Annotated in this window: 21 protein-coding genes, 1 pseudogene and 1 riboswitch; of the genes and pseudogenes, 19 read left to right on the top strand and 3 right to left on the bottom strand. The window is 42.8% G+C overall.

Annotation, left to right across the window (positions count from 1 at the left end; all coding sequences use genetic code 11):
• Positions 1 to 77 precede the first annotated feature (77 nt).
• Positions 78 to 752: a trehalose operon repressor gene (gene treR / locus ACESR9_RS05840; RefSeq protein WP_368077070.1), complete on the bottom strand. Its 675-nt coding sequence runs from the start codon at positions 750 to 752 to the stop codon at positions 78 to 80.
• Between treR and ACESR9_RS05835 the strand changes: the two are divergent.
• The 6 genes and pseudogenes from ACESR9_RS05835 to ACESR9_RS05810 all read left to right on the top strand — a co-directional run.
• Positions 702 to 1,841: pseudogene (locus ACESR9_RS05835) on the top strand (alpha-amylase family glycosyl hydrolase); the annotation flags it as partial. The gene treR and the pseudogene ACESR9_RS05835 sit on opposite strands and share 51 nt — an antisense overlap.
• 129 nt (positions 1,842 to 1,970) lie before the next feature.
• The gene (locus tag ACESR9_RS05830) at positions 1,971 to 4,274 is read left to right on the top strand and encodes a DUF8508 domain-containing protein (RefSeq protein ID WP_373105988.1); all 2,304 of its coding nucleotides are present in this window, start codon (positions 1,971 to 1,973) and stop codon (positions 4,272 to 4,274) included.
• A 222-nt stretch (positions 4,275 to 4,496) separates the two neighbouring features.
• Positions 4,497 to 5,291 (top strand): pyruvate formate-lyase-activating protein, encoded by a 795-nt coding sequence (gene pflA, locus ACESR9_RS05825; protein WP_003005017.1) that lies wholly within the window; start codon positions 4,497 to 4,499, stop codon positions 5,289 to 5,291.
• Positions 5,292 to 5,415: 124 nt separating this feature from the next.
• Positions 5,416 to 6,351, top strand: coding sequence for a manganese-dependent inorganic pyrophosphatase (locus ACESR9_RS05820; RefSeq protein ID WP_003005572.1), 936 nt, complete (start codon positions 5,416 to 5,418; stop codon positions 6,349 to 6,351).
• Positions 6,352 to 6,413: 62 nt separating this feature from the next.
• Positions 6,414 to 6,926, top strand: a complete 513-nt coding sequence (locus ACESR9_RS05815) for a YiiX/YebB-like N1pC/P60 family cysteine hydrolase (RefSeq protein WP_373105986.1) — start codon at positions 6,414 to 6,416, stop codon at positions 6,924 to 6,926.
• Positions 6,910 to 7,560 (top strand): DUF1803 domain-containing protein, encoded by a 651-nt coding sequence (locus tag ACESR9_RS05810; RefSeq protein ID WP_373105984.1) that lies wholly within the window; start codon positions 6,910 to 6,912, stop codon positions 7,558 to 7,560. Before ACESR9_RS05815 ends, ACESR9_RS05810 begins: the two co-directional genes overlap by 17 nt.
• Before the next feature lie 46 nt (positions 7,561 to 7,606).
• Here the strand turns inward: ACESR9_RS05810 and ACESR9_RS05805 are convergent, their stop codons facing one another.
• Positions 7,607 to 9,052: a UDP-N-acetylmuramoyl-L-alanyl-D-glutamate--L-lysine ligase gene (locus ACESR9_RS05805; RefSeq protein WP_049488506.1), complete on the bottom strand. Its 1,446-nt coding sequence runs from the start codon at positions 9,050 to 9,052 to the stop codon at positions 7,607 to 7,609.
• An 87-nt stretch (positions 9,053 to 9,139) separates the two neighbouring features.
• On the opposite strand from ACESR9_RS05805, the gene ACESR9_RS05800 reads away from it, so the two are divergent.
• The 13 genes from ACESR9_RS05800 to ACESR9_RS05740 all read left to right on the top strand — a co-directional run bounded on the left by ACESR9_RS05800 (position 9,140) and on the right by ACESR9_RS05740 (position 23,828).
• Entirely contained in the window at positions 9,140 to 10,768 is a 1,629-nt protein-coding gene (locus ACESR9_RS05800) for a putative polysaccharide biosynthesis protein (RefSeq protein ID WP_301355636.1), read from the top strand.
• Between the two features lie 139 nt (positions 10,769 to 10,907).
• A complete protein-coding gene (locus ACESR9_RS05795) occupies positions 10,908 to 12,005 on the top strand; it encodes a cystathionine gamma-synthase (protein WP_014713707.1) in 1,098 nt (365 codons plus the stop codon).
• A 1-nt stretch (position 12,006) separates the two neighbouring features.
• Positions 12,007 to 13,170: a MalY/PatB family protein gene (locus ACESR9_RS05790; RefSeq protein ID WP_023918813.1), complete on the top strand. Its 1,164-nt coding sequence runs from the start codon at positions 12,007 to 12,009 to the stop codon at positions 13,168 to 13,170.
• Positions 13,171 to 13,205: 35 nt separating this feature from the next.
• Positions 13,206 to 13,363: riboswitch (M-box (ykoK) riboswitch) on the top strand.
• A gap of 207 nt (positions 13,364 to 13,570) precedes the next feature.
• Positions 13,571 to 16,231 carry a magnesium-translocating P-type ATPase gene (gene mgtA / locus ACESR9_RS05785; RefSeq protein WP_023918811.1) on the top strand — a complete coding sequence of 887 codons (2,661 nt, stop codon included), beginning with the start codon at positions 13,571 to 13,573 and terminating at the stop codon, positions 16,229 to 16,231.
• 219 nt (positions 16,232 to 16,450) lie between these two features.
• Positions 16,451 to 17,080, top strand: a complete 630-nt coding sequence (gene upp / locus ACESR9_RS05780) for a uracil phosphoribosyltransferase (RefSeq protein ID WP_003005574.1) — start codon at positions 16,451 to 16,453, stop codon at positions 17,078 to 17,080.
• Between the two features lie 128 nt (positions 17,081 to 17,208).
• Complete coding sequence (clpP, locus tag ACESR9_RS05775) at positions 17,209 to 17,799, top strand: ATP-dependent Clp protease proteolytic subunit ClpP (protein ID WP_021153673.1); 591 nt, start codon at positions 17,209 to 17,211, stop codon at positions 17,797 to 17,799.
• A 277-nt stretch (positions 17,800 to 18,076) separates the two neighbouring features.
• Positions 18,077 to 18,355 carry a DUF2129 domain-containing protein gene (locus ACESR9_RS05770; RefSeq protein WP_023918810.1) on the top strand — a complete coding sequence of 93 codons (279 nt, stop codon included), beginning with the start codon at positions 18,077 to 18,079 and terminating at the stop codon, positions 18,353 to 18,355.
• Between the two features lie 108 nt (positions 18,356 to 18,463).
• Positions 18,464 to 19,621 (top strand): ABC transporter substrate-binding protein, encoded by a 1,158-nt coding sequence (locus tag ACESR9_RS05765; protein WP_373105979.1) that lies wholly within the window; start codon positions 18,464 to 18,466, stop codon positions 19,619 to 19,621.
• An 81-nt stretch (positions 19,622 to 19,702) separates the two neighbouring features.
• Positions 19,703 to 20,572, top strand: a complete 870-nt coding sequence (locus ACESR9_RS05760; protein ID WP_021153669.1) for a branched-chain amino acid ABC transporter permease — start codon at positions 19,703 to 19,705, stop codon at positions 20,570 to 20,572.
• A 3-nt stretch (positions 20,573 to 20,575) separates the two neighbouring features.
• Positions 20,576 to 21,523, top strand: coding sequence for a branched-chain amino acid ABC transporter permease (locus ACESR9_RS05755; protein ID WP_003008278.1), 948 nt, complete (start codon positions 20,576 to 20,578; stop codon positions 21,521 to 21,523).
• Positions 21,523 to 22,287, top strand: coding sequence for an ABC transporter ATP-binding protein (locus ACESR9_RS05750; RefSeq protein ID WP_003005595.1), 765 nt, complete (start codon positions 21,523 to 21,525; stop codon positions 22,285 to 22,287). Before ACESR9_RS05755 ends, ACESR9_RS05750 begins: the two co-directional genes overlap by 1 nt.
• Positions 22,287 to 22,997, top strand: coding sequence for an ABC transporter ATP-binding protein (locus ACESR9_RS05745; RefSeq protein ID WP_003008277.1), 711 nt, complete (start codon positions 22,287 to 22,289; stop codon positions 22,995 to 22,997). Before ACESR9_RS05750 ends, ACESR9_RS05745 begins: the two co-directional genes overlap by 1 nt.
• Positions 22,998 to 23,171: 174 nt before the next feature.
• Positions 23,172 to 23,828 (top strand): CBS domain-containing protein, encoded by a 657-nt coding sequence (locus ACESR9_RS05740; RefSeq protein WP_155124705.1) that lies wholly within the window; start codon positions 23,172 to 23,174, stop codon positions 23,826 to 23,828.
• A 42-nt stretch (positions 23,829 to 23,870) separates the two neighbouring features.
• Here ACESR9_RS05740 and ACESR9_RS05735 read toward each other — a convergent pair whose 3' ends face one another.
• Positions 23,871 to 24,758, bottom strand: a complete 888-nt coding sequence (locus ACESR9_RS05735) for a YitT family protein (protein ID WP_373105974.1) — start codon at positions 24,756 to 24,758, stop codon at positions 23,871 to 23,873.
• Between the last annotated feature and the right edge of the window lie 86 nt (positions 24,759 to 24,844).

Here is a 24,844-nt window from a genome sequence, read left to right as displayed (position 1 = left end):
AGAGCCCACTCAACCACTGCGTCTTGCTCGACAATCCAAAAATAATTGAGAGGCTAGGACTTTTGTCCCAGCCTCCTTTATTTCCTCCGCTCTGCATAGTCGACAAAATGAAACTTGTCTAATTTGTGCCGGCTTTCGGTGAACTGGAATTGCCGTCCGTCTGCTAAGTGAACTTGGGAGCGGACCGTTACCACGTGTTGGTCTTTTCCAAGATCCAGTAAGATTTTGTCGCGATTATCGATTGGTGAAATCAAAATTTCTTTTTTGGCATAGCCAATCTGCAATTTCAAGTCTTCTTCTATATATTGGTAGATAGAGTGCTGGGCAATTTCCTTAGTTAGGCCTGGGATCAGCTCTCTGTCTAGGTAATCAATATCTAAGACAGAAGCGACGCCATCCACTACCCGTTGCCGGGTTACTTTCCAAACCAAACGGTGAAGGGGAAAACCTGTCTTTTTAGCTCCTTTTTCATCGATACTGATTTTTTCAAATCGAATGACACTGGTTTCTGAGCGAAGACCAGAAGCTTTGACGATTTCTTGGTAGCTGGTTAATTGGGAAACGGGGAAGTCAAAGTGCGCTTGTCTAGAAACTTGCGACCCCATTCCTTGAACAGTCTCGATAAAGCCTTCTTCCTGCAAGAGCTTGAGCGATTTACGAATGGTATCTCGACTGACCTGGTAGTGCTCTTTTAAGTCGTTCTCACTAGGCGCAATCCCAATGTCCGCAAGGAGTTGTTTAAGGTGGTCAATTTCTGGCGGGACAAGGGCGTCAAAGGCTTCCGTTTCGATGTGATCAATTTGATTGGGAAAGATGAAGTCTTGGTGGATTGCCCTGAAAATGAAGGGAAACCAGCTTATACGGATAAACCCATTGTCCATGACTATCTACACATGATGAATGAAGCGACTTTCGGCGCTGATGATAGCTTTATGACAGTTGGAGAGATGTCATCGACAACCATTGACAACTGTGTTCTCTATTCAGCACCGGAGCGCCACGAGTTATCTATGGCCTTTAACTTCCATCATCTGAAAGTCGACTATGAAGATTGTCAAAAATGGACCATTACTCCATTTGATTTTGAAGAGCTCAAACGTCTCTATCATACCTGGGGCAAGGAAATGAGTGAACGAGGTGGTTGGAGTGCCCTCTTCTGGAACAACCATGACCAACCTCGTGCTTTGAATCGCTTTGTAGATATCAAGAACTTCCGCAATGAAGGAGCGACCATGCTCGCAGCTAGCATTCACTTGTCACGTGGGACCCCTTATATCTATATGGGGGAAGAAATCGGCATGATTGACCCAGACTATGATTCGATGGTAGATTATATGGATGTCGAGTCCATCAATGCTTACCAAATGCTTTTGGATCAAGGCAAGTCTCCTGAGCAAGCCTTTAAGATTATCCAAGCTAAGTCCCGTGATAATTCTCGTACGCCCATGCAATGGGATGCTTCTGAAAATGCCGGTTTTTCAACAGGGACCCCATGGTTGAAAGTTGGGAAGTCCTATAAAGACATCAACGTTGAAAAGGAAATGGATGGCCCAATCTTTACTTTCTATCAAGAATTGATTCGCTTGCGCAAAGAAATGCCCATCATTTCAGAAGGAAGCTACCTGCCAGCACTGGAAGATAGTCAAGAAGTCTACGCCTTTGAACGCCACTTAGATGGTCAAAAACTCTTGGTACTCAATCATTTCTATGGAAGTGAAGTCGAAGTAGCGATTCCAAAAGACTACCAAGCAGGGCGCGTGCTTTTATCCAACTATGAGAACGTAGAGCTTTCTGAAAAAGTAATTCTGAAACCATATCAGACACTGGCGATTTTAGTTTAAGTATTTCACACTTCGATCTTTTTGGGTCGAAGTGTTTTTCTTTTTGAAAAATATTTTTGAAAGCGCTTGAAAATGCAAAGTCATTCCCTTATAATAAAAGAGGAAAACTTTTTAGGGATGGAGAAACGCATGAGAAAAAACGGTAAAAAGATTCGCCTACTGGGAGTAGCCACCTTATTGGCTAGTCAGTTGGGGGTCTTTAGCAGTGCCCTCACGGTAGTTGCAGACGAGACCACAGCTTCGACTTCAGAGTCAGCGCTTGTGACGAACACTAGCAGCGAGGAAAGCTCGACAAATCGTTCGACTTCCGCTACAACAACAACTACAGACGCTACGACGAGAGCTTCGAGTGATAAAGAAGAGACATCTAGCAGTTCCTCAGACGCTACTGAGGAGAAAACGGTTAAGATCGGGGACATTCAAGGGGAATCACAACGCTCTCCACTGGAAGGCCAAAAGGTAGCTATCAAAAATGCAGTGGTGACGAAAACAGACCGCTATGGTTTTTATGCCCAAGATATTGAGTCGGATGGGAATAGCCGTACTTCAGATGGGATTTATGTTGTTTCCAAATACAAGGTGAAAGTCGGTGACAAGGTGAAAATCACTGGTACCGTCAAGGAAGGCTATATGGAAGAGGTTACCTTGGGAGCTGGGAAAACCTTTAAGGAACCAACGAATAGTTTAACGGTGACCATGCTGGTCGATGCTTGGATCACAAAAGATGGGACAGCCCCTCTTCCAGAAGCTGTGAATATCACTGCGGGCATGCCAGCAGATGTGAAGCCTAATCCGACTGCTTATGCTCCAGAAACCGATGCCCTCGATTATTGGGAAAGTCTGGAAGGCATGTTCACTGTGGTAAAGAAACCGCATGTTCTAGGTCCCCAGTATAAAGGAGATATCTATGTATTGGGAGAAGATTTTACAGGCCTTCCTTTAAACAATATTGGAGGTCTGAATCTACGGCCACATGCGCAAAATACAGCGACGATCCCGATTTATGTTGGTAATCAGTTTGTCGCAAAAGCCAAAGATTACTTTGCAGAAGATGTGACAGGAGTGGTGACTTATCGGAATAGCTTTTATAAGGTAGAGCCCACTCAACAGTTGACAGTTCAAGATGGTGGCTTGCAGCGTCAAGCAGCTCAAACCCAACCAAGTGAGGACAAACTGACCATCGCTTCCTATAATATTGAAAATTTCTCGGCCAACAATGACAAAAATGAAACGCCAGAGGATAAGGTGACGCTGATTGCCAATTCCTTTATCCATGAAATTCACAATCCGGATATTATCACTTTGATCGAAGTGCAGGACAATAATGGTAGTGTGGATGACGGGACGACCAGTGGTCTTGAAAGTGGACGCAAACTAGCCAATCGGATCAAGGAATTGGGTGGCAAGAGCTATGAGTATACGGAGGTTGCTCCAGTAGATGGCGCTGACGGAGGAAAGCCTGGTTCTAATATTCGTTTGGGAATCCTCTACAATCCAGAACGTGTGACCTTAGCCAAGAAAGAGGCAGCGACTAGCAACGAAGCAGCACAATTTGACAAGGGACACCTGGTTAAAAATCCAGCTCGGATTGCCCCTAATGATCCATCGTTTAATCATACTCGCAAGTCTTTAGCTGTTGAGTTTGAATTCAAAGGCCAACCAGTTGTGGTGATTGCCAATCACTTGAAATCAAAAATCGGAGATGATGCTATTTATGGGGCAAGCCAACCAGCAGTGGAACATACCTTGCCAACTCGTGAAGCACAAGCTAGTGTCATCCATCAATTCGTCCAAGAAGGATTGAAGCAAAATCCGAAGACGACCTTCGTTTTGACGGGTGATTTTAATGATTACGATTTCTCAACCACAGCACAGATCATTGCGGGCAATGAACTAACCAACTTAATGTCTCAACATGATGCAGGTGATCGCTATTCTTATTTCTACCGTGGTAGCAATCAAGTATTGGATAACATTTTTATTTCAAACAACATGGCAGCCAAAGCAACGGTTGAACCAGTCCATATCAATGCTTCCTTTATGAAGGAACACGGTCGTGCATCAGACCATGATCCTGTCTTGGTCCAAATCGACTTTAGTGGAGCACAAATTCCAGGAACGCCGACGAATGATCAACAAGGGAATCCAGGACAACCAACTGATCAAACCAGCCCTTCTTCATCGAATACAGGAACTCAACTAGTCCCTCATCAAGACCAAGCTAATGAACAAAAGAGTTCAACAGCTGAAAGCAAAGAGAAGGGTAAGAACGAAGATGAGAAGCAAGAAGACAAGGAAGAGGTAGCAACAGAAACTAAGACACCAGGCAAACGGAAAATCCTTCCATCTACTGGACAAGAAACAAGCTATCTAGCTCTTTTTGGAGTGGTAGTAGTTACGATGAGTCTTGTCTGGTATGAGAAAAAAAGATGACTTACTAACGTGTTTCATAAGAAAGATCTAAAAAAGGAGTCGCTGGCTCCTTTTTATCTCCTGAAATACAGGACAGATAGTTCCATATTGGAAACTGTACTAGGACAATGAAACATACTGAAAAGAACAGTTTCTTTTCAAAAAGAGGCTTAAACTCTTTAAAATAGATGGAATCGTGTTATAATAAAATCATAAAACGTTTTCAAGAGAAGAGGTTCCTCAATGGAAAATGAAACAGTTGACTATGGAAAAGTAACAGGAATGGTACACTCAACAGAAAGTTTTGGTGCAGTAGACGGGCCTGGGATCCGCTTTATTGTCTTCCTTCAAGGCTGTCAAATGCGGTGTCAATACTGCCACAATCCAGATACTTGGGCAATGGAAACCAACAAGTCCCGTGAACGGACAGTGGATGATGTCCTAGAAGAAGCCCTCCGTTATCGTGGATTTTGGGGCGAAAAAGGGGGAATCACTGTCAGTGGTGGAGAAGCCCTCTTGCAGATTGACTTTTTGATTGCACTTTTTACTAAGGCTCAAGAGTTGGGCATTCATTGTACTTTGGATACCTGTGCTCTTCCTTTCCGCAATACGCCTCGTTATTTGGAAAAATTTGACCGCTTGATGGCAGTGACTGACTTGGTACTTCTGGATATCAAGGAAATCAATGATGAACGGCACAAAATTGTGACCAGCCATACCAATAAAACGATTTTAGCTTGTGCCAAGTACTTATCTGATATTGGAAAACCAGTCTGGATTCGTCACGTTTTGGTACCTGGGCTTACAGACCGAGATGACGACTTGATCGAGCTTGGAAAATTTGTTAAAACCCTTAAAAATGTTGATAAATTTGAGATCCTTCCATACCATACTATGGGGGAATTCAAATGGCGTGAATTGGGCATTCCCTACAAATTGGAGGGTGTGAAACCACCGACAAAAGAACGGGTCCAAAATGCAAAAGATTTGATGGAAACAGAAAGTTACCAAGATTACCTGAAACGGGTCAAAGGATAAAAAGTATAGACAGTTGGGCCTTCCAGCTGTCTTTTCTATTGAAATGCACAACTATTCCCTTTCTTTAAATGGCAAAACGTGCTAAAATAGAGTGAATCTATAAATGAAATAAAGAGGTAGAAACATGTCAAAAATTCTCGTTTTTGGTCACCAAAATCCTGACTCAGATGCTATCGGCTCATCTGTAGCTTTTGCTTATCTTGCAAAAGAAGCTTATGGTTTGGATACAGAAGCAGTGGCTCTTGGAACTCCAAATGAAGAAACAGCTTTCGTATTGGACTATTTTGGTGTGGAAGCACCACGCGTCATCACATCAGCTAAAGCAGAAGGTGCAGAACAAGTCATCTTGACGGACCACAATGAATTCCAACAATCTGTTTCAGATATTGCTGAAGTAGAAGTTTATGGTGTAGTGGATCACCACCGTGTGGCTAACTTCGAAACTGCCAGCCCACTTTACATGCGTTTGGAACCAGTTGGATCAGCATCTTCTATCGTGTACCGTATGTTCAAAGAACACGGTGTAGCAGTGCCAAAAGAATTGGCAGGTTTGATGCTTTCAGGTTTGATTTCAGATACCCTTCTTTTGAAATCTCCAACAACACACCCATCTGATAAGGTGATTGCGCCTGAATTGGCTGAATTGGCTGGTGTCAACTTAGAAGAATACGGTCTTGCCATGCTCAAGGCTGGTACTAACTTGGCAAGCAAATCAGCAGAAGAATTGATCGATATCGATGCTAAGACTTTTGAATTGAACGGAAACAACGTTCGTGTGGCTCAAGTGAACACAGTTGATATTGCGGAAGTTTTGGAACGCCAAGCTGAAATCGAAGCAGCTATCCAAGCTGCCAATGCAGCTAACGGATACTCTGACTTTGTTTTGATGATTACAGATATCGTCAACTCAAACTCAGAAATCTTGGCTCTTGGTGCCAACATGGACAAGGTAGAAGCAGCTTTCAACTTCAAACTTGAAAACAACCACGCTTTCCTTCCAGGTGCCGTTTCACGTAAGAAACAAGTGGTTCCTCAATTGACTGAAAGCTTTAATGCTTAATGATAAATGGGGAAACCCATCGTTAAAAGGAGTTTCGACTCCTTTTTTGCTAGGAGAAGACCATGTTAGCATCAGGTGATTTGATTTTTGTCAGTGAAAATACAGAAATGGGGCAGGCTATCCAGACATCTACTGGTCATTACAGCCATGTGGCTATCTTTCTAGACGGCTTTATTTATCATGCTAGGGTGGAAGGTGGTGTCCTTGCCCAGTCTCCCGAAGATTTCTTTGAAGATGGGAAAGTCTATGACCTTTATCGCTATGCGGAGATTGATTGTACAGATGTCAAAAAGCGAGCAGAGAACCTTTTGGGTTCTCCCTACAATGCTTCCTTTTATCCAGATGGAGATGGTTTCTATTGTTCCCAGTTTGTAGCAGAAATTCTTCCTATTTTTGAGACCATTCCCATGAAGTTTGGAGAGGAAGAAGAAGAGATTAGTTCCTTTTGGAAAGCCTACTACAGAGAACTCGGCCTAGCCGTTCCTCTAGATCAGCCCGGGACCAACCCAAGTCAGTTAGCCCAGTCTCCCCATCTACAGTTTAAAGAAAGGTATATGGATGATTACAATCATTAATCCCACACGTTTGACACGTCAGCCATTTTTCAAGGACTTGATCAACTATCTGGACCAGCAGGATGATGTGATTTTGCGGCAAATCAAGGCCCAATTTCCAGATCAACCAGTGGATAAACTGATGGAGGAGTATATCAAAGCGGGCTTGATCCTTCGAGAAAATAAACGCTACACCCTCAATTTGCCCTTCTTGGAGTCAGCTGATCTTGTTGACCTGGATCAAGAAGTCTTTGTCCGAGAAGATAGTGAATTTTATCAGGAACTGAAAGCCAAGGTCTTCCAAACGGAACTCCGCAATACGACCAATGAAGCGATTCTCATAGAGGAGACTGATTTCGAGCGAAATGCACAGACTCTTTCCAATTACTTCTACAAGGTGGCTCAGCAATATCCTTTGACAGAGGAGCAAGAGAAGCTCTATGCCATTTTGGGAGATGTCAATCCCGAGTATGCTCTCAAGTATATGACTAGCTTTTTGCTCAAGTTCCTCAAGAAAGAAGAAGTCCAGCAAAAGCGCAGAGACATCTTTGTTGATAGTTTAGTTTTATTGGGCTACATCATTCAAAATGAAGATGGAAAGTATGAGTTAGCTGTCGAATTTGATAAAGAACGATTCATTTTTATAAAAAAATAAAGGCTAGGAAAACTTCCTAGCCTTGTTTCGTTTGATTTTCGTTTGATTATAAATAACGTTCAGCGATGGTGGCGTCACCCGGATACTCTTCTTTTACGCCATTGACGATTTGGTAGCAGTCCGCTCCTTTTCCGGCGATAATGACGGCATCTTCAGGCTTGCTGGTTGTTGCCATGGCCAGTTGAATGGCTTGCTCGCGATCTGCGATTTTCTCGACAGGGCGCGTGATGAAGCTACTAATCTCTTCAGCGATAGCCAAAGGATCTTCATAGTTGGGGTCATCCGCTGTGAGGAAGACTTGGATTTCAGGATGGTCTTCTAAGAGTAAGCCAAAGTCCTTGCGACGGCTCTCTCCTTTGTTCCCAGTTGATCCAAGAACTAGTGAAATAGTCCCCGTTTGATGGGTTTCAACAACTGATAGCAGTTTTTTCAAGCTATCTCCATTATGGGCATAGTCGATGAAAACCTTGGCTCCATTTTGCTGAGTCAAGACTTCCATTCGGCCAGGAACGCGCGTCTTAGCAATCCCTTTTTGGATATCCTCGAGGCTCGCACCTAGGTGAAGACAGGCAAGACCTGCTGCTACAGCATTTTCTTGGTTAAAATGGCCAATCAGTTGGATATCGTAGTCGCCTGCTAGCTTACCAGTGGCTGAGAAGCTGAAGGCCTTAGAGTTTTCAATTTGATTCTCAGACTGGCTTCCATAAAAATCGTGGTCTTGGTTCGCGACTTGATCCGCTAAAACTTGGAAATGATCCATATCGCTATTGATGACAACGGCTTGGCTATTCTTCATGAGGAGACGTTTGTGGTAGAAATAATCCTCAAAAGTTGGGTGTTCAATCGGTCCAATATGGTCTGGACTGATGTTGAGAAAAACACCGACGTCAAAGGTCAGGCCGTAAACCCGCTTCACCAGATAAGCTTGACTGGAAACTTCCATAATAAGGTGGGTCCGATCATTGGCTACTGCCTGGGCCATCATAGCAAAAAGATCCAAACTCTCTGGAGTTGTCAGGGTCGATTTAAAGAAGTTTTTACCATCCAGTGTCGTATTCATGGTAGACAGCATAGCTGGTCGGTGACTTTGTTCCAAAATATGGTAAGCAAAGTAGGCCGCTGTTGTCTTTCCCTTAGTCCCTGTGAAGGCTAATAATTTTAATTGTTTTTCAGGGTGCCCATAAAACTCCATGGCAATTAAGCTCATGGCCTGTTTGATATCATTGACGAGGATGGCAGGAATACCAACTTCATAATCTTTTTCAGAGACATAAAAGCCGAGTCCATTAGAAATAGCCTGTTCCAGGTATTCTTTTTTGAAGTTGGCCCCTTTGACAAAAAAGAGGGTGCTAGCAGAAACCTTACGGCTATCATAGCTAATGGCATCAAAACGTGTTCCTTCTAAATGGTAGTAGTATTCACCATTTACTAGAACTTCTCGGAAATTTTGGTCTTGTTTTAAAATGTTGAGGGTTTGTTCAATTGTAATCATAAAACTATTGTAAACCTAAAGTCCCTATTTTACAAGTGTCATGGAAAAGTTTATAATGAAGAGAAGAAGAAACGAAAGAGGACACCAATGAGTCACGAACAAAATGACCAGCAAGCCCAGATGCTACGCGGGACTGCCTGGATGACAGCCAGCAACTTTATCAGCCGTTTGCTAGGAGCTGCTTATATTATTCCTTGGTATATTTGGATGGGGAAATATGGGCCACAAGCCAATGGTCTTTTTACAATGGGCTACAATATCTATGCTTGGTTTCTCTTGATTTCGACAGCCGGAGTACCCGTAGCTGTTGCCAAGCAAGTAGCCAAATACAATACCCGGGACCAAGCCGATCATAGTTTTGCTTTGATTCGGGGCTTCTTGAAATTCATGGGAATTCTAGGCCTTGGATTTGCCATTCTCATGTATCTTTTATCTCCTGTCTTTGCTAGCCTTTCAGGTGGGGGGAAAGAGTTGATTCCGATCATGCAGAGCCTTTCTTGGGCTGTCTTGATCTTTCCTTCGATGAGTGTCATTCGGGGATTTTTCCAAGGTTTTAACAACATGAAGCCTTACGCTATAAGCCAGATTGCAGAACAAGTCATTCGGGTCATCTGGATGTTGCTCACGACCTTCTTCATTATGAAGATTGGCTCTGGAGATTATGTGCAAGCTGTTACGCAGTCAACCTTTGCTGCCTTTATCGGAATGGTAGCAAGCTTGTTGGTTCTCTTTTACTACCTTGCAAAGACAGGCTTGCTCTCATCTATTTTTAAAAAACAAGAGGAAAGTGAAGAAATTGATACCCGGGCACTCTTGATCGATACTATACGGGAAGCCATTCCTTTTATCATTACTGGTTCCGCGATCCAGCTCTTCCAAATTGTCGACCAGATGACCTTTATTAATATTATGTCCTGGTTCACAGATTATAGTCAGAAACAGCTCTTGGTCATGTTTAGTTATTTCTCTGCTAATCCAAACAAAATTACTATGATCTTGATCGCAGTAGCGACTTCGATTGGGGGAGTGGGGATTCCTCTTTTGACAGAGAATTACGTGAAGGGTGACCTAAAAGCTGCTGGGAAGCTCGTACAGGATAACTTGACCATGTTATTGGCTTTCTTGCTTCCAGCGACCTTTGGTGCAGTTGCGGTCGCAAAACCACTTTATACGGTTTTCTATGGGCAACCAGATAGCTTAGCATTGGGACTCTTCATTGTAGCGATGTTGCAGACCATTATTTTAGGTCTTTATATGGTCTTGTCTCCAATGATTCAAGCCCTCTTTCAAAACCGCAAGGCTATTCGCTATTTCTTTTATGGTGTAGTGGTGAAATTGGTCCTACAAATTCCATTTATTTTGGTCTTTCGTTCTTATGGACCACTTTTGTCAACGACCATTGCGTTAATGGTGCCAATCGTTCTCATGTATCGAGAGATCCAAACCATCACTCAGTTTAATCGAACCATCGTCTTTAAGCGCACCTTGCTTGGTTCTATTCTGACCGTGGTGATGCTACTTGGAGTCTTGATTGCAGGCTTGATTTTGGGCTGGATTTTCCCACCAAATGGTCGTGTATCGAGCATGATTTATATCATCGTCATTGGCGGATTAGGAGTTGCTATTTATGGAGCCTTAGGATTATGGCTACGATATTTTGACCGCTTTATCGGAGGTCAAGCCACACGTCTCAGACAAAAATTCCGCATCAAATAAATCAGAGGTTGGGTAAAAAGTGCCCAGCCTTTTCTTATAGTTTGAAACTATAGCTAGGTCTTGGAAATGTGAAAACCGCTCTCCTCATAATAGTGATAAAATAGTAATCAGTTAGATTGAATATTTATCGGAGGGCAATATGAGTAAAAAACGCAATATCAATACTATTTTGGCACAGGCAGGAATCAAGTCGGATCAAGCAACGGGAGCTTTGACGACTCCTTTGCATTTCTCTACGACTTACCAACACCCAGAATTTGGTCAGTCTACAGGTTTTGACTATACCCGTACGAAAAATCCAACACGCGCAACAGCGGAGAAGACTTTGGCAGCTATCGAAAGTGCAGACTATGCTTTGGCGACAAGCTCTGGAATGTCAGCCATCGTACTTGCTTTTAGCATTTTCGCTGTTGGTTCAAAAGTCTTGGCCGTTCGTGACCTTTATGGAGGTTCTTTCCGCTGGTTTAACCAACAAGAGCAAGAAGGTCGTTTCTCTTTCACCTATGCCAATACAGAAGAAGAACTGATCCACCATCTAGATAATGATCCGGTAGATGTCCTCTATATTGAAACACCAACCAATCCATTGATGTTGGAATTTGATATTGCTCATTTAGCCAAATTGGCCCATGCAAAAGGTGCCAAAGTCGTGGTGGACAATACCTTCTATAGCCCGATCTATCAACGTCCGATTGAAGAGGGAGCGGATATTGTTCTTCATTCAGCAACCAAGTACCTAGCTGGTCACAACGATGTCTTGGCTGGTGTTGTCGTGACAAATGATGCAGACTTGTATGACAAACTCTTTTACAATTTGAACACGACAGGTGCTGTTCTTTCACCATTTGACAGCTATCTGTTGATCCGTGGTCTCAAGACGCTTTCTATTCGGATGGAGCGCTCCACAGAGAATGCTCGCAAGGTGGTCGAGTTTTTGAAAACCTCCCCTCAGGTCAAAGAAGTCCTCTACACCGGAAAAGGTGGAATGGTCTCCTTTAAAATTCAAGATGAGAAAAAAATTCCTAACTTGTTAAATTCCCTCCAAGTCTTTACCTTTGCAGAAAGTCTTGGCGGAGTTGAAAGCTTGATCACTTATCCTACCACTCAGACTCATGCGGACATTCCTGCAGAAGTTCGCCATTCATACGGTTTGACAGATGATCTTCTTCGTTTGTCCATCGGAATCGAAGATGCGGATGATTTGATTGAAGATTTGAAACAAGCATTGGAGGCTTAAGATGACCAAATATGATTTCACGACTTTACCGAATCGCTTGACCCACCATACCTACAAGTGGAAAGAAACAGAGACAGATCCAGAAATCATTCCGGCTTGGATCGCGGACATGGATTTTAATGTCATTCCAGAAGTACGAGAAGCGGTGATCGGTTATGCGGACCAAATGGTCTATGGCTACACCTACGCATCGGATACCCTCTACCAGTCTATCCTTGATTGGGAAAAAGAAGAGCACGGCTATTCCTTTGACAAGGAAGCTGTCGTCTTTATCGAAGGTGTTGTTCCAGCCATTTCAACAGCTATTCAAGCCTTTACTAAGGAAGGGGATGCTGTCTTAATCAATACGCCGGTCTATCCTCCATTTGCCAGAAGTGTCAAACTCAATCGTCGAAAATTGATCGAAAATTCATTAGTTGAAAAGGATGGTCTTTTCCAAATTGATTTTGATCAGCTCGAAAAAGACATTGTGGAGCAAGAAGTTAAACTCTATGTTTTGTGTAATCCGCACAATCCTGGAGGCCGTGTATGGGATCGTGAAGTCTTGGAAAAAATCGGCCACCTCTGTCAAAAACATGGTGTCCTTCTCGTTTCAGATGAGATCCACCAAGATTTGGCCTTGTTTGGCCACCGTCATACCAGCTTTAACACGGTTGATCCAATCTTTAAAGACTTCAGTTTGATCTTAACCAGTGCAACCAAGACTTTCAATATTGCAGGAACAAAAAATTCCTATGTGGTCATTGAAAATCCAAAGCTTCGTACGGCTTTTAAACAACGGCAATTGACTAATAATCAACATGAAATCTCAGGCTTAGGGTATATTGCTACAGAAGCGGCTTATCGTCATGGCAAGCCTTGGTTGACAGAGCTCAAGCAAGTTTTTGAAAAACACATCGACTATGTGGTAGATGAATTGCATGAAAAGACCAAAATCCGTGTCATGAAACCCCAAGGCACCTATCTTCTTTGGTTGGACTTTTCAGCCTATCCTTATACCGATGATGAGCTGCATGCTAAAATTCATGACCAAGCCAAATTGATTTTGAACCGTGGAACAGATTTTGGAAAAGAAGGAAACTTGCATGCTCGCCTCAATGTAGCAGCCCCTTTCACCCTCATTGAAGAAATCACCAAACGCTTGGTGGAAACTTTTCACAAATAAGTGTTGACTTTCTGTGAGTGAAGGAGTAAAATAAACTCGAAATACGGTAGGTGAGGCTACCACAAGGATACGGATGACTACCGCAAAGCAGTGGAGACACTACTCGTTGGTTAACAGTCCTGATCGCAAAGGTCAAGACTAAGCTCATTTCATTGCCTTGTGGAGCTAAAGCTTGGACGGTCAGTTTTTTGAGAGTTTTGATTGAAAAATAAATGACGAGTTTCATGAGTCCTACCGATCGAGGGTAGGACTCTTTTTTATGCCTTACCAAGAAAAGAGAAAGGAGAGAGCTATGATACAAATCGACGATCATCCCGAACCGCACCGAACCAGCCAATCGCTGATTTGTGTCGTAGGGACTCCAAAAGTGATTGGCTCCTGATTGAAAAAGGAGATACCAATGCAAACAAATAAAGAAAGACTCATTGCTGCTCTTCAAGAACCACTTGAAAGCACCTTTGCCAACTACAAAACCAGTGCCCTTGGTTTAGTTGACGATCAAGTAGAAGAAAACCGCGATGCCTATGGCGAAAATGTCATCACAAAAGGTCAAGAAGATTCCATGATCAAAAAGATCTACGAATCCATCATCAATCCTTTTACAGTGATTTTGTTAGTCATTGCGCTGGTTTCCTTCATTACTAATGTCTGGCTAGCAAAACCAGGTGAACAGGATCCAACGACCTCCATCATCATTGTGACCTTGGTCCTGATCTCTGGTGGTATCCGCTTCATTCAAGAATTGCGGAGCGACAAAGCAGCTAGCAACTTATCACGTATGATTGTCAATACAGCGACCGTTCTTCGTGATGGATCAGAACAAGAAATTCCGATCGATGAAATCGTCGTAGGAGATGTGATCAAACTGAGTGCCGGCGATATGATTCCAGCAGATGTGGTCTTGATCGATTCCCGTGACTTCTTTGTCCAACAATCTGGTCTTACAGGGGAAAGTGATGCTGTTGAAAAGATTTGTCTCAGCAAGGCTGAGAGTCAAAATTTAGATAGTCTCTTGGCGAGTGAAAGCTTGGCCTTCATGGGAACCAATGTCATCTCCGGACGGGCAACAGCCTTGGTCCTGGTCGTGGGGGATGAAACCATGATGGGCGCCATTGAGCAAACTATCAACACCTATGACGAACCAACCTCATTTGAGAGAGAAATGAATACCATTTCTTGGCTTTTGATTCGGCTCATGTTAGTCATGGTGCCCGTCGTCTTTGTGATCAATGGCCTAACAGACGGTGACTGGTTAGAAGCAGGTGTCTTTGCCCTCAGTGTTGGGGTTGGTTTGACTCCTGAAATGTTGCCGATGATTATTACAGCGAGTCTTGCTAAGGGCTCTATCATCATGGCTAAGGAAAAAGTCGTTATCAAAAAACTCAATGCCATCCAAGACCTTGGGGCTATCGATATTTTGTGTACAGATAAGACAGGTACATTGACCCAAGATGAAATCGTTTTGGAGTATCCGCTTGATATCCATGGCGAATTGGATCTATCAGTCCTTCGCCGAGCTTACTTGAATTCCTATTTCCAAACCGGGCTAAAAAATTTGATGGACCGAGCGATTATCAATCGGACCCAGAAAGAAGCCAAGAAACATGAGATTGTTCGCGATCTGGATCAAACCTTCCATAAGATTGATGAATTGCCCTTTGATTTTGAACGTCGTCGCATGAGTGTCATTGTCAAAGACGAAGACGGTGTGGTCAGCATGGTGACCAAGGGTGCCTTGGAAGAAATGCTTTCTGTATCGACTTATGTTGAGTACAAGGGGGAGATTAAACGCCTGACAGATGAAGTCCGTCAAGAGGTCCTCGCTGAAGTTGCTCAATTAAATGAACAAGGTCTTCGTGTTTTGGGCGTCAGCTACAAAACCGACTTGGACGAAAATGACATCTTTAGTGTTGAAGATGAACGAGACATGATCCTAACCGGTTACCTTGCCTTTCTTGATCCACCAAAACCTTCTGCAGCTCCAGCAATCAAAGCTCTTGCAGAATATGGGGTAACCACCAAGATCTTAACTGGGGACAATGAAAAGGTCACCCAAGCTGTCTGTGAAAAAGTAGGACTAGATGTCGAGCGGATTCTTTTGGGAAGCGAAATCGATACGATGACAGACCAAGAGTTAGCAGAAGTTGTGGAAACAACAACGGTCTTTGCCAAACTATCACCAGATCAAAAAGCGCGGATCATCCTCTGCCTCAAGAATAATGGCCACAAGGTTGGTTACATGGGAGATGGGATCAACGATGCTCCATCCATGAAGGTCTCAGACGTTGGGATCTCCGTGGATACCGCTGTGGATATCGCCAAGGAAACGGCAGATGTCATCCTTCTGGATAAGGATTTGATGGTCCTTGAAAAAGGTTTGGTTGAAGGCCGCAAGGTCTATGCCAATATGACCAAGTACATCAAGATGACGGTCTCTTCTAACTTCGGGAACATCTTCTCTCTGCTCTTCGCCAGCATCTTTTTGCCTTTCCTTCCAATGGCTCCTGTTCATTTGATTGTGCTCAATCTTATCTATGATCTTTCTTGTATCGCCCTTCCTTTTGACAATGTCGACAAGGAATTCCTCAAGAAACCTCGTATCTGGGAAGCAAACTCTATCATGCGCTTTATGGCCTGGATTGGTCCAATTTCATCTGTATTTGATATTATTACCTACATGCTTCTTTACTTCCTTGTTGTTCCTATGATTTTAGGTCATGGCTACAACCATGGAGCAACAGATGCAGCAGCCTTTATCATGGTGTTTCAAACCGGATGGTTTATCGAATCTATGTGGTCTCAAACCATGGTTATTCATATGTTGCGTTCACCAAAACTGCCATTTATCCAAAGTCGTCCAGCCTTCTCAGTCGTGGTGACGACCTTAGCAGCAGCCTTCTTTGTAACCTCCCTTCCATATAGTCCTTTGGCTTCTATCTTGAAGTTGAGCCAACTAAATGGATTGTACTTTGTTCTATTGTTTGCGATTATCGTCCTCTATATGCTGAGTGTGACGGTTGTCAAACGTATCTATATTAAGAAATACAAAGAATGGTTGTAATTGATTGATAGAAAGAGTGAGTCCGAACTTAAAAAATTAAGTGTAAGGGCTCTCTTTTTTTTGTAAAATTTGGTATAATAAGAAGAATGTAAAGTTGGAAATGAAGATTTCCATGTGCTGTGAGTATCAAAGAGGGACTGAAAGAAAGAGTAGAGCTTGACTCCACTTTTATCATAGCTCTTTTTTGAATAATAACAGCTTAGAAAGAAGGATCTCAAAATGGGAAAATTAGAAGTTATTACACATCCACTGATTCAACACAAATTGTCTATTCTTCGTCGTACAGATACCTCTACGAAGGCCTTTCGTGAATTGGTAGATGAGATTGCTATGTTGATGGGCTACGAAGTGTTGCGTGAATTGCCTCTTGAGGATGTTGAAATTGAAACTCCTATTACCAAAACCGTTCAAAAACAAATCGCAGGTAAGAAATTGGCTATTGTCCCAATTCTTCGTGCAGGGATTGGGATGGTTGATGGTCTCTTGAGTTTGGTACCAGCTGCTAAGGTTGGCCATATCGGGATGTACCGTGATGAAGAAACCTTGAAACCAGTTGAATACTTGGTGAAATTGCCAGAAGATATTGATCAACGTCGTATCTTTGTAGTAGACCCGATGCTTGCTACGGGTGGATCCGCTATTCTAGCGATTGATTCCTTGAAAAAACGTGGCGCTAGCCATATCAAATTTGTCTGCTTGGTATCAGCGCCAGAAGGGGTGAAAGCTCTTCAAGAAGCTCACCCAGATGTTGATATCTTTACAGCAGCCCTCGATGATCATTTGAATGAACATGGCTACATTGTTCCTGGTCTTGGAGATGCGGGTGACCGTTTATTCGGTACCAAATAAGAAACCATTCATGATTCGTCCGAAAGGTGCTTAAGATTTGACCTTTTTTGACCATTGGTTTATAATAGCACATATACTTTGAACCTCACGAATCGTGAGAATGAATGGATACTAAAGGAGAAGAATAGATGATTCCAGTAGTTATTGAACAAACCAGTCGTGGAGAACGTTCTTACGATATTTATTCCCGTCTGTTGAAAGATCGAATTATCATGGTAACAGGACCCGTTGAGGACCAAATGGCTAACTCCATTATCGCTCAATTGCTCTTCTTGGATGCCCAAGATAATACAAAAGATATCTATATGTATATCAATACACCAGGAGGCTCTGTCTCTGCAGGTCTTGCCATCGTAGATACCATGAACTTTATCAAGTCAGATGTCCAAACCATTGTCATGGGGATGGCAGCTTCTATGGGAACAATTATCGCTTCAAGCGGTGCGAAGGGCAAACGCTTCATGTTGCCAAACGCCGAGTACATGATTCACCAACCAATGGGTGGTACTGGTGGTGGTACCCAACAAACCGATATGGCGATTGCAGCAGAACACTTGCTCAAAACACGGAATAACTTGGAAAAAATCCTTGCGGAAAATTCAGGTCAATCCATTGAAAAAGTGCATGCTGATGCGGAACGTGATAATTGGATGAGCGCACAAGAAACACTTGAATATGGCTTTATTGATGAAATCATGGCCAATAATAAATTGGGCTAAACCATCCTGTGGGAAGGCCCGTCAAGAGGCTGGGACAAAAGTCCTAGCCTCTCAATTATTTTTGGATTGTCGAGCAAAACGCAGTGGTTGAGTGGGCTCTACTTCGCTGATTTCATCAGCTTTTACAGCCCTACTCAACTGTGCGGAGGTGGGACGACGAAATCGAATTCTAACGAATTACCGATTTCTGTCCCACTCTCTTTTTTGCTCTCATAAAAGAGTAGTTCTTTTTCTTGAAATTTGATATACTAGTAACAGAACGAGAAAGGGATTGACCATGTTTGAGAAACAAGAAAGAACAGGCTTAATTGTTAAATTGTATTACAATCGCGACGGGAAAAAATTACAATCAGTCGGAGATGTCTTGTACCATTCTAAGAAATGCCGTTATGTCCAATTGTATGTGGACAGTGACAAGGCGGATCAAGTCATGGAAGACTTAAAGAAAGAACGTTATGTCAAAAAAGTCTTGCCTTGCCATCTCAAAGATTTAGATACAGATTTTGTGGGGAGTTTGCAACGATTGGAGACCCCATCTGTGGTAACAGAAGTTTAGAAAACGCAATCATTTGATGGATTGCGTTTTTTTTATTGACAATTGTCAGATAATTCGGTATATTCTTAATGTATTTATTTTAAGATTCATTTAAGGAGATCATTACAAATGAAGAAAAAATTTGCTCTTTCATTTTTAACCATTGCAAGTGTCGCTCTTCTTGCTGCTTGTGGTGAAGTTTCTACTTCAGGTTCAAACACAACTGGTAACGAAATCGGCAAAGAACTAAAAGTCGGTTTTAACTTTGAAAAAACTGGTGAAGTAGCAGCCTACGGTAGCGCTGAACAAAAGGGTGCTCAATTGGCCGTTGATGAAATCAACGCTAAGGGTGGAGCTGACGGTAAGAAGATCGTTGTCACAGATAAAGATAACAAATCTGAAACAGCTGAAGCAGCTACAGTCACTACAAACCTTGTCACTCAATCAAAAGTGAACGCTCTTGTAGGACCTGCAACTTCAGGTGCTACTGCAGCAGCGGTTGCCAATGCTGGTAAAGCAGGTGTTCCATTGGTTACACCATCTGCAACTCAAGATGATTTGACAAAAGGTCAAGATTACCTTTTCCGTGCAACCTTCATCGATAGCTTCCAAGGAAAAATCATTGCCAAATACACAACGGATAACTTGAAAGCGAAGAAAGTCGTTCTTTACTACGATAACTCATCTGACTATGCGAAAGGGATTGCTGAAGCCTTCAAGAAATCTTACAAAGGTGAAATCGTAGCAACAGAAACCTTCCAATCTAAGGATACAGACTTCCAAGCTGCCCTTACAAAAATCAAAGATAAAGACTTCGATGCGATTGTTCTTCCAGGTTACTACACTGAAACTGGTAAGATCGTAAACCAAGCGCGTGGTATGGGAATCAAACAACCAATCATTGGTGGGGATGGATTTAGCGATGCTAAGTTCGTTGAACAAGCAACACCTGCTGCATCTACAGATATCTACTACGTAGCTGGATTCTCTACTGAAGGTGAAATGACTGATAAAGCCAAGAAATTCGTAGAAGCATACAAAGCGAAATACAATGAAGAACCTTCAATGTTCGCAGCTTTGGCTTATGATTCAGTTTACATGGTTGCAGAAGCATCTAAAGGTGCTAAGAACTCTGTCGAATTGAAAGATAACCTTGCGAAGTTGAAAGACTTGGAAGGTGTGACTGGTACAATGTCAATTGACAAGAACCACAACCCGGTTAAATCAGCTCTTATGATTGGCTTGAAAGATGGTAAAGTCAAATCAGTTGAGTCTGTAAAACCATAATTATCATTTGTTGTTTGTACAAGAGGCTGGGAGAATGAAAATTCCTGGCCTCGCTCTTTATTGTTAGAAAGGATGGTTCAAATGCTCCAGCAATTAGTGAACGGTCTAATCTTGGGAAGTGTCTATGCACTCTTGGCCCTTGGTTATACCATGGTGTATGGAATTATCAAATTGATCAACTTTGCCCATGGGGATATCTACATGGTAGGTGCCTTTATGGGATATTTCTTATTGAACTCATGGAAAGTGAACTTCTTTGTAGCCTTGCTCCTAGCAATGGTTGGGACAGCTATTTTAGGGGTTGTAATTGAATACCTGGCTTATCGTCCGCTTCGTCATTCGACTCGGATTGCTGCCTTGATCACAGCCATCGGGGTTTCCTTCTTGCTTGAATATGGGATGGTCTTCTTCGTAGGGGCCAATACCCGTTCCTTCCCGCAAGTGATTAAAACGGTTCGTTACAACTTCGGTCCTATTTCAATCTCCAATATTCAGTTGATGATCTTGGGAGTGTCTGTTTTCTTGATGGTCGCTCTTCAATTTATTATTCAAAAGACAAAGATGGGGAAAGCCATGCGGGCTGTATCTGTCGATAGTGATGCCGCTCAATTGATGGGGATTAACGTAAACCGTACGATCAGCTTTACCTTTGCTTTGGGATCAGCCTTGGCAGGTGCTGGTGGTGTCTTGATTGGTTTGTATTACAACTCGATCGAGCCTTTGATGGGGATGACACCAGGGATCAAAGCCTTTGTCGCAGCCGTTCTTGGAGGAATCGGAATCATTCCAGGTGCGGCCCTAGGTGGATTTGTTATCGGTTTGTTGGAAACCTTCGCTACAGCGATCGGTCTTTCAGACTTCCGTGATGCCATTGTGTATGCCATCTTGATTGTGATCTTGCTCATCCGTCCAGCAGGTATCCTCGGTAAAAATGTGAAAGAGAAGGTGTAAGCCATGAAACAAAATTTAAAAGTGAATTTAGTCTGGCTTGGTCTTTTGGTCGCAGGTTTTGCCTTGATCCAAGTCTTGGTTGCAGCGGGTGTGCTCAACCTCTTCTATATCCAAATTTTAGAACAAATCGGAATTAATATTATCCTTGCAGTTGGCTTGAACCTCATTGTTGGTTTCTCAGGTCAATTCTCACTTGGGCATGCCGGATTTATGGCGATTGGTGCCTATTCTGCAGCCATTCTCGGTTCTAAATCACCAACCTATGGGGCTTTCTTTGGCGCGATGGTTTTAGGTGCTTTGATTGCTGGTGTCGTTGCCTTGATCGTTGGGGTTCCAACCCTTCGTTTGAAAGGGGACTACCTCGCTATTGCGACACTTGGGGTTTCTGAAATCATTCGGATCTTGATCGTCAATGGTGGTACTCTAACAAATGGTGCTGCTGGGATCCTTGGTTTGCCAGCCTTTACAACTTGGCAATTGGTTTACCTCTTTGTTGTCATTACAACGATCTTTACGATTAACTTCTTACGCAGTCCAATTGGACGCTCTACCCTTTCTGTTCGTGAAGATGAAATCGCAGCAGAATCTGTTGGGATCAATACGACCAAAGTCAAAGTCATCGCCTTTGTATTTGGTGCGATCACAGCGGCGATTGCTGGATCTCTCCAAGCTGGCTTTATCGGCTCTGTTGTTCCTAAAGATTACTCTTTCACCAATACCATTAATGTCTTGATCATTGTCGTATTTGGTGGTTTGGGATCAATGTCAGGAACAGTTGTGGCAGCCATCGTCTTGGGTATCTTGAATATGGTGCTTCAAGACTTCTCAAGTGTACGTATGATCATTTACTCATTGGCTTTGATTCTCGTGATGATCTTCCGTCCAGGTGGTCTTCTTGGAACATGGGAATTCAGCTTGAAAAAACTACTCTCAAAAAAGGAGGCTAACTAATGGCACTTCTTGAAGTAAAAAATTTAACAAAAAACTTTGGTGGTTTGACAGCCGTTGGGGATGTGACCATGGAACTTAATGAAGGGGAATTGGTTGGTTTGATCGGACCCAACGGTGCCGGGAAAACAACCCTCTTCAACCTCCTAACAGGGGTATATGAACCAAGTGAAGGGACCATTACCTTAGATGGTCAGCTGCTAAATGGAAAAGCACCCTATAAAATCGCTGCTGGTGGTCTGGGACGAACTTTCCAAAATATTCGTCTCTTTAAAGATTTGAGCGTTTTGGACAATGTCTTGATTGCCTTTGCCAATCACCACAAACCACATGTCTTTGCGAGTCTTTTCCGCTTGCCAAGCTATTACAAGAATGAAGAAGCTTTGAAAGCGAAAGCCCTTGAATTGTTAGCGATTTTTGGTCTGGAAAAAGAAGCAGATACCTTGGCCAAAAACTTAGCTTACGGACAACAACGTCACTTGGAGATCGTTCGTGCCCTTGCTACAGAGCCAAAAATCCTCTTCTTGGATGAACCTGCTGCAGGGATGAACCCTCAAGAAACAGCAGAATTAACCCAATTGATCCGTCGCATTCAAAAAGAATTTAATATTACGATTATGCTGATCGAGCACGATATGAGCTTGGTCATGGAAGTAACAGAACGGATTTATGTATTGGAATATGGTCGCTTGATTGCCCATGGTACGCCAGATGAAATCAAGACCAACAAACGCGTAATCGAAGCCTATCTAGGAGGTGAAGCCTAATGTCTATGTTAAAAGTTGAAAATCTTTCTGTACACTATGGCATGATCCAGGCTGTCCGTGATGTCAGTTTCGAGGTAAATGAAGGGGAAGTTGTTTCCTTGATTGGTGCCAATGGTGCTGGGAAAACCTCTATTCTTCGTACCATTTCAGGTTTGGTGCGTCCAAGTGCTGGGAAAATCGAGTTTTTGGGGCAGGAGATTCAAAAGGTTCCGGCTCAAAAGATTGTAGCAGCAGGACTCTCTCAAGTTCCAGAAGGCCGCCACGTCTTTCCAGGCTTGACTGTTATGGAAAACTTGGAAATGGGAGCTTTCTTGAAGAAAGATCGAGAAGAAAATCAAGCTAACTTGAAGAAAGTCTTCTCACGTTTCCCACGTTTGGAAGAACGGAAGAACCAAGATGCAGCGACCCTATCTGGTGGGGAACAACAAATGCTCGCAATGGGTCGTGCCCTCATGTCGACGCCAAAACTCTTGCTTTTGGATGAACCTTCTATGGGATTGGCCCCAATCTTTATCCAAGAAATCTTTGATATCATCCAAGATATTCAAAAACAAGGAACAACCGTTCTCTTGATTGAGCAAAATGCCAACAAGGCCCTTGCCATCGCGGACCGCGGTTATGTTTTGGAAACAGGGAAAGTCGTTCTTTCCGGAACAGGAAAAGAACTCTTAGCCTCAGAAGAAGTCCGCAAGGCTTACCTTGGTGGATAAGATTTCTAAAGTTCACTAGAATGTCAAAAAGAAAGGTCCTGAAGACCTTTCTTTTTTCATCTCTCTTGTTTGATTTTTCTAAATTTTGAAAACAAGAGAAAACTGCTGAAAGCGTTTGAAATCATTCTTAAAATCAAGTATAATAAAACTAATAAAAGCATAGGAGAACTTGTTATGGCTGTTAAAGATTTTATGACACGTAAAGTGGTTTACATTAGTCCAGATACTACAATTGCCCACGCGGCAGATTTGATGCGCGAACAAGGTTTGCACCGTTTGCCAGTCATTGAAAATGATAAATTGGTTGGTTTGGTGACAGAAGGTACGATTGCAGAAGCAAGTCCATCTAAAGCAACAAGCTTGTCTATTTTCGAGATGAACTATCTCTTGAACAAGACCAAGGTTAAAGATGTCATGCTTCGCGATGTCATTACCGTCTCTAAATTTGCGAGCTTAGAAGATGCGACCTACCTCATGTATAAGAACAAGGTGGGAATTCTTCCAGTCGTGGACAATGACCAAGTATCCGGTGTCATCACAGACCGTGATATTTTCCGTGCTTTCCTTGAAGTATCCGGTTATGGAGAAGAAGGAGTTCGTGTTCGCTTTGTGACAGAAGATAAGGTTGGCGTTCTAGAACAAATCATTCACTTGATTGTAGAAGAAGGATATAACATCGCCAATACAGTCAATATCCCAACAAAAGACGATCGTGTGGTTATCGAAGTTCAAATTGATGGGGTGACAGATCTAGAAGGAATCCGTAGTAAATTTGAAGTCAACGGTTTGAAAGTCGATGAAATTACTCGAACAACCGCAAAAGCTATTTAATAGAAAAATCAGGCTGGATGGCAATCCAGTCTGATTTTTCTATTAACGGGTAATGGGTTGTTTTTCTTTATCTAAAGTAAAGCCTTCGCCGAGAATTTCATGGGCTTCAGAAATGGTGATAAAGGCGAATGGATCGATCTGATTGATGATGTCTTTCATTTGTTTCATCTCATTCCGTGAAACGACACAGTAGACGATATCCAGATCTTTACGGCTGTAATAGCCCATCCCGCGGATAAAGGTAATCCCGCGACCCAGATCATCAGATACCTTTTTGGCAATTTCTTCTGGTTTAGATGTGACGATAAGGAATCCTTTTCCAGCAAAACCACCTTCTCCAATCAAGTCGATCACAAGGGTGTCAATCAGGATAAAGAAGAGGGTGTACATAGCTGTGCGGACATCTTGGAAGACAATGACCACAGTTGTCAGAACAATGGCATCGACAATCAACATGAGTTTTCCCATGCTGAGGGAAGTGTATTTGTTAAAGATGCGAGCGAGGATGTCTGTTCCTCCCGTAGTTCCACCGGCATTGAAGATGATCCCTAGACCTAAACCAAGCACAACCCCTGATGCGATACAGGCAAGCAGAATATCTCCTTTAAAGGCTGTAAAAATAAAGTGATGGTAGTGGTGGCTGAGGGGCATGGCCTCAAAAATTGCCATCCATGCCGAAACCGAGAAAGTCCCAAGTAAGCTCAGGTAAAGAGATTTCTTGCCCAGCAGTTTCCAAGCCAGAACGAAGAGAGGTATATTGATCAGCAAGTTCATCAGGGATACGGGGACTTTTAAGAGGTAATAGGTGATCAAGGTAATCCCTGTCGCTCCTCCTTCATAGAAGTGAAAGGGAATGACCAAAAAATAGATCCCAAACGAAAAAATGCCGGCCCCCAAGATGATAGCCAGAATATCTTTAAATTTAAACATGATAGGTTGTCTCCTAAAACTTTATAAGATCATTGTAACAAAAAAGTGAAAAAATGAAAATGACTTTGAAAAATTTTCTCTCCTAA

The sequence above is a fragment of the Streptococcus parasanguinis genome (genome assembly GCF_964238605.1).
Taxonomy (GTDB): domain Bacteria; phylum Bacillota; class Bacilli; order Lactobacillales; family Streptococcaceae; genus Streptococcus; species Streptococcus parasanguinis_AJ.
The sequence above is the reverse complement of the archived record's forward strand: the minus strand, read 5'-3'. Positions and strand labels throughout refer to the sequence as shown.